We start from the raw sequence: 4,243 nt of genomic DNA on the forward strand, positions 1-4,243 counted from the left end.
CCCGCCAACGGCGGGCGGCCTTGACGGTGGGTGCAGGGGTCACCCCTGCCCATTGCGTAGTCGCGAAAAGATGCGCTGCGCAGATTTTCGCGTCTTCTCACTGCGGGTGCAGGGGCCGCAGCCCCTGCCGCCCACCGCGCAGGTGATTCTTCCTTCGTTCAGGGGTGCCCTAATTCAGCCTGACCCCGCCGGATTTCGCGTGCTACACATTCCCTATGGTCAACCGCCAGGATGTCCCGTACTCGCAGGTCTCGCCTGAAATCGGACGACCCCTGCTCGCGGCAGAAATAGTTTTTGACGGAACAAAGCTAGCCATAGAACGGAGCCGTCCCAAAACCACCACGGATGGTATGAATTGCTCTTTTCGGCCGTAATCGATCAGTCAGAATCGCGCCGCTCGCAGTCTCATCTTCGCGGCGGCGGCACATGCTGTTGACCTTCGATGCCCGCGTGACCGCGCGCAATCAGTTGCGCGATCTTGGGTACCAGCTCAGTTTGTCAGGTAGGCAAACTGAACCAGTACCGGCCATAGGCATGACGTTGCCGTTGCGATGCGCCCCTGATAAAGCGAAGCAAGGACGAAGGGGCAGGAATGTAGTGGAAGCGGGAATCCCAGGCGCGAATCAGCGTCATTTCGGCATTTCGGCCAAGCAGAAGCTCTATCAGTTTCTGTGCTCGCGACCGGCGGGCGCCGACGCTGGCGAGCTGGTCGGGCTGCTGCTGAGCGGAGTCGGCTCGGACCCTGAACTGGGCGCGCGAATTGTCCGCCAGCTACTCGACGGCGATCCAAATTTCATCTTCGACGCCGACACTGCCCTGTGGCGGCTTGCGCAGAGCGATCGCATCCGCGTTGGGCTCGATCAGGCCGAGTTCACAGTGGTCGATCTGGAAACCACCGGAGGACGCGCCGGTCCGGGCACGATCATCGAGATCGGCGCGTACCGGATGGTCGGGCGGCGGCTCACCGAATCTTTTTCGACCCTGGTCCGTCCCCACGGCGGCATCGTCCCGCGTTTTATCACGGGGCTGACGTCGATCACGACGGAGATGGTTCGCCAGGCGCCGCCGATCGAGGATGTGCTGCCCGCGTTTCGCGAGTTCATGGGGGAGCGGGTGATGGTCGCGCACAACGCGGCCTTCGATTTTGGATTTCTCGACTTCGAATATCGCCGCATCTTTGGAATTGGGCTGGGCAACCCGGTGCTATGCACGCTGCGGATGTCGCGCCGGTTCATGCCGTCGCTCAAGCGCCGCCGGCTCGATCTGCTCGCGGAGCATTTCGGGCTTTCGCTCGAAGGACGGCATCGCGGACTGGGCGACGCGCGGATGGCCGCGGAGCTGCTCTCGATTTTTCTCGAGATGGCGGCGCGGATGGGCATCACGCGGCTGGATCGCCTGCTCGACGACCATCATCGCGGACTTGCGGGGATGAGAATCGAACGTCATGTGCCGTCGGAGGAGATCGCGGCGATCCCGCATGCGCCCGGGGTTTACCTGATGCGCAATGAGCGCGGCGAGTTGCTGTATATCGGCAAGGCGCGGCGGCTCCGGGAGCGGGTGAGCTCATACTTCACGGCGTCGGTGAAAGCAAAGACCGCGGAGCTCGTCTCGCACGTTTACAAAATCGAGACGCGACCGGCGCGCTCGCCGCTCGAGGCGGCGCTCGACGAAGCGCGGCTCATCCGCGAGCTGAAACCACCGTACAACCGGATGCTGAAATCGGCGGCGCCCGCGTATTTCATCAAGCTCGACCTGATGGACGAGTTCCCGCGCGTGACGATCTCGACCAGGATGAGTGTGCGGCGCGGCGTGATGCATCTGGGGCCGTTCATCGGCCGCCGCAGCATCGAGCATTCGGTTCGCGCGCTGGCGAGAATCCTCGGCCTTCGCACCTGCGGCGGGAAGCTCAAGCCGAGCGAGGATTTTTCGCCGTGCATCTACGGCCAGATGGGGCATTGCACCGCGCCGTGCAACCTGAGCATCGACGCAGACAAGTACGCGGAGCGGGTTCGGCGCGCGGTTGGATTTCTGCGCGGGAGGAGCGGCCCGATCCTGGGTGAATTGGCCAGGGCGCGCGACGAGGCCGCGGCCGCGATGCGCTTTGAGGAGGCGGAGCGCTTTCGCCACCATCTCGAAGCGCTGACCACGCTGGCGCATCGCGCGACCCGCCTCAGCCAGGTGGTGACGGAAAACAACCTCGTGATCGTGACCGGCCAGGCGGCCGATCGCGCAGCGCACGTCGTGCTGTCGGGACGGCTGGCGATGACGCGCCATCTGGAGGCGGGAGACGCCGCGGGCGAGGTGGCGGCGTTCGTCGCGGGCAACTACCAGCGATACAAGTTGAAATACGTCGAGCGCGGAGAGTTGGAGGCGATGACGATCGTCGCACGATGGCTCCGGGAGCGCGCGCCCGACGAAGGTCGTCTCGTCTATCTGGCCGGTCCGCAGCTGGATCCCGCCGCGCTGGCAAGCTGATCGCCGGTTTCAGAATCGACTGCGGCGGCCAGGTTGGTTAAGCCCTTGCCGAAAGTATTGCTGCCATCATAAAATCAGATAATCATGAAATCAGAGATTTCAGCCACCGACGCGGCCCGCCGCTTTTCAGAAGTTGTGAACCGCGTGCGCTATCGCAACGAGACTTTCGTCGTAAAACGAGGCGGCGAAGCGGTCTGTGAGATCGTCCCCGTGCCCACCACTGCCTTCACCGGCCGTGAACTCGCCGAATTGCTCCGCTCGCTGCCGCACCCCGACAAGGATTATCTGGGCGCCGTCGAACAGCATCTCCGAAAACAGCCGAAGGCCGAGAAGTCAAAGTGGCCGCGCTGATCGATTCCAGCGTCTTCATCGCCGGCGAGCGCGGCCTGATCGATCTGGCGGACCTTGTCGCATCGCTCGGCGGCGAGCCTCTCGCGCTGTCCGCCGTGACCGCGTCGGAACTGCTGTACGGCCTGCATCGCGCTCGAACGACTGCGCAACGGAATCGACGCAATGCTTACGTCGAGGCGATATTCGCGCAGATGACGGTGATTGCGTTCGATCTCGCCGTCGCGCGAGTGCACTCAGCCGTTTCGGCTGAGCTGGACCGCACCGGCCGCCAGGTCGGCGCGCACGATCTGATGATCGCGGCTACTGCGATGGCCCATGACTACCGCGTGGCGACGCGGGACCTCAGGAGCTTTCCGAAAATTCCGGGCCTCGAGACTGTGAGGATCTAGCGCCCGGTTCAACCTTTCAGATTCGCGGCGAACAGCTTGAGCATGCGCTCCCACGCGTCCTTTGCTTCGGCGGGCCGATGGACGTCGGCGCGAGTGTCGTTGAAAAATCCGTGCGAGCATCCCGCGTAAACCTTGACCTCGCCCGGCTTGTCGAATTTCTTCAGCGCTGCCGCCAGCCGATCGACGTCGCCGCGCTGGATCCATCCGTCGTTCTCGCCGTATGCGTAAAAGATCGGGCAGCCGAGATGCTTGAGTTTTTCGTCCAGCGGAACTTCGCCATAAAACGGCGCCGCGGCCGCGATTTCCCGGCTCTCGCATGGCAACAGCAGCGCGTAGCTGCCGCCCATGCAAAATCCCGTGATGCCGATGCGGGTTGAATGCGTCCGTTGCTGCTCGCGCAGCCACTCCACCGTGGTCTGAAGATCCGCGATGCCGTCTTCCTTCTTCAACCCGCCCATCAGTTGCGCGGCCCCGTTGGGCTCGGTGGCAACGCGATGGCCCTGTCGCGAGTACAAGTCCGGCGCGATCGCGAAGTAACCCTCGCCCGCCAGCCGCCGGGTGATGTCGCGGATGTGCTCGTTCAGCCCCCACCATTCCTGCACTACGATCGCCGACGGCGATGGCTCGACTCCCGCCGGCTCGGCGACATACGCCTTGAGCGCGCACGCGCGGCCCGCATAGCTCACTTCACGCGTGATGATATCTTTGTTCGCCATTGTCGCTCACCTCGAAGCTGTAAATTGTCACCCGCGCTGCGCCGTATCTACTCCGCGGCCGTCACCGGTATAAAGCCGACCGTGCCATTCCTGAGTTTGATCTGAAGGTAGTTGCCGGCGATTCCCGTGACGTGAACGTATTTCTTGCGGCGCACGTGGCCGATTGTGGAACTGGTCTCGTCGGGATTTTGATATACCGGCGAATTTTTCGTCAACAGGAAAAGCTTGTTGAGCGGCTTGATCTTCGGCGCGCCGCCCGACGCGGTGGTCGCCGTGGCGCCCGCCGGCGCCGCACCGGCAGCCGGCGTCGCG

The 4,243-nt window shown here is 63.5% G+C and carries 5 protein-coding genes; 3 read left to right on the top strand and 2 right to left on the bottom strand.

Annotated elements, in window-relative coordinates:
• Positions 1-597: 597 nt before the first annotated feature.
• From VIO10_RS11945 to VIO10_RS11955, 3 genes are all read left to right on the top strand, one after another.
• Positions 598-2,475: an exonuclease domain-containing protein gene (locus VIO10_RS11945; protein WP_331964270.1), complete on the top strand. Its 1,878-nt coding sequence runs from the start codon at positions 598-600 to the stop codon at positions 2,473-2,475.
• 84 nt (positions 2,476-2,559) lie between these two features.
• Complete coding sequence (locus VIO10_RS11950) at positions 2,560-2,826, top strand: type II toxin-antitoxin system prevent-host-death family antitoxin (RefSeq protein WP_331964273.1); 267 nt, start codon at positions 2,560-2,562, stop codon at positions 2,824-2,826.
• Entirely contained in the window at positions 2,814-3,215 is a 402-nt protein-coding gene (locus VIO10_RS11955) for a PIN domain-containing protein (RefSeq protein WP_331964276.1), read from the top strand. The genes VIO10_RS11950 and VIO10_RS11955 overlap by 13 nt, the downstream gene beginning before the upstream one ends.
• An 8-nt stretch (positions 3,216-3,223) precedes the next feature.
• Here VIO10_RS11955 and VIO10_RS11960 read toward each other — a convergent pair whose 3' ends face one another.
• Complete coding sequence (locus VIO10_RS11960) at positions 3,224-3,931, bottom strand: dienelactone hydrolase family protein (protein WP_331964279.1); 708 nt, start codon at positions 3,929-3,931, stop codon at positions 3,224-3,226.
• 47 nt (positions 3,932-3,978) lie between these two features.
• The coding region (locus tag VIO10_RS11965; protein WP_331964282.1) for a hypothetical protein at positions 3,979-4,243 on the bottom strand (265 nt) is incomplete at its 5' end.

The sequence above is a fragment of the Candidatus Binatus sp. genome (assembly GCF_036567905.1).
GTDB lineage: Bacteria > Desulfobacterota > Binatia > Binatales > Binataceae > Binatus.